Source organism: Bradyrhizobium sp. 31Argb (assembly GCF_043638955.1).
Lineage (GTDB): Bacteria > Pseudomonadota > Alphaproteobacteria > Rhizobiales > Xanthobacteraceae > Bradyrhizobium.
In genome coordinates this window covers 1-1,503 of record NZ_JBEGDB010000579.1, presented here as the reverse complement: position 1 = coordinate 1,503, position 1,503 = coordinate 1, and the positions used below count along the sequence as shown (strand labels likewise).

The following is a 1,503-nucleotide window of genomic DNA, read 5'->3' as shown; positions in this document are numbered from 1 at the left end:
CAAGGCTTCCTCCTAAAAGAAAGCCTTGAATCACGTTCAATCTGATTTGAGAATCCCAAGAGTCCACACGGCCTAGATCACTTAAAGCGTCTCATCGCCCTCCTCCTCGCTTCAAGCCGGTTACGCCCACATCCTTGGTGATGAGCCGGCCCTCCTTCATCGCGGGTGCAGTCTCGGAAAGTATGCTGCAAGGTCTTCGCTGGCGGCTCCGGCATGAACTCGGCTCGAATGCCTACCTCTTGCTCGAACTTCGTCTGCGCGCATTTCATGAGAGCCGCCTGACCCTGGTCCTCACACCGCTCTCTGCCCCGCAACCTCTTGACGAGCGCCTCTACAAGAGGCATGAACGCCATCCCTCGTGAGAGTGCTTCCTGACTACAGTGCCCGCGCCGGCAGCGGTCCGCTTCGAGCAAGACGGCAAACATGTGCGATGTAAACCAAGGGCTTTCCTGATCGAGGCCAGCCATTTGCCTTGTGCGCGCAGCCCGTCGCGCGCTCCGCCGCCGCTCAGAGCACCACCTTATCGCCGATCCGCAATGAGCATCTTCATTGCTGCAGAAATTCGGAAGAACATTGCCCGCCTGAGTATCCATCATTTGGTATACCATGCGCGAGAAGGTCGAGCAGCGCCGCCGCTGGTAGATTGGTGCCCTCTCGCCATTCTCGTAACGGTGCTGCGATCCGTTGTAAACGGAATCAAAAGAGCAGCCATCGCTTTGCGATGGACATTCAGATATGCGAGCCAAGCTGAGGAAATGTTGAGGCTATCGTTTTTTGGATTAGCATCGGCGACCGCGTCGATCTCACAACGACTCCGCGCTTCCTGCAGGCATGAGTGAGCATAGCGGTGCTTCGGATGTGAGAGTTCATCTTTCTCGCCTCGTTGCTTCGGCTGCACATAGGCAACGGTGCTCGCAAATTGTTCAGAGAAGCTTGCCCGATATCGCCTACCTGGGTTCGGGACAGAGCAAAGCGCGACTGTGTTGCGCAACGGCATCACTTCAACGCATACAGCATCTTCATTGCCGTACGTCGTTGGTCTGTCTTCTTTTGGCCAAACGTCTTAGCGACGTGCGGCCGCCCTAGCGCGATAATGATACGGAGCCGAATGTTGCAGCAATACAGTGGTGTCTATGATCCGGAAGACCTTACGGTCCTGGGAAGGATTTTTGACGAAGCGGTCGCAGCGCTACCGACTTCTATGCAGACTCCTGAAAATCGAGCGGCGATCGCCACGCTTGTTCTGGCACGTGCTGCCGCCGGTAATGCGGAGTTGGCGTCATTGATGAATTTGGTCGTCGCCATTGCCTCTGCCGCTCGATCAGGCGGCCCCTCTGAGGAGAGCAACCTTGCTGGCGCCAGAAGAGCCATCTAGCTGGCGCCTTAATCGAAGCAGAGTGCAGCTAGCAGTCTGCTGAAAAAGCCCTCGTCAGGGGCTGCGATTGATGATTCTATATCGATCATGGATCGTCGGGGGTTCGCATGCCGGGCGCTTTTTCGGAT

At 56.4% G+C, this 1,503-nt stretch carries 1 protein-coding gene; it reads left to right on the top strand.

The annotated features are described in order from the left end of the window. The first annotated feature begins 1,108 nt into the window (after positions 1-1,108). Positions 1,109-1,375 (top strand): hypothetical protein, encoded by a 267-nt coding sequence (locus tag AAFX91_RS41560; RefSeq protein ID WP_196237468.1) that lies wholly within the window; start codon positions 1,109-1,111, stop codon positions 1,373-1,375. Positions 1,376-1,503 lie beyond the last annotated feature (128 nt).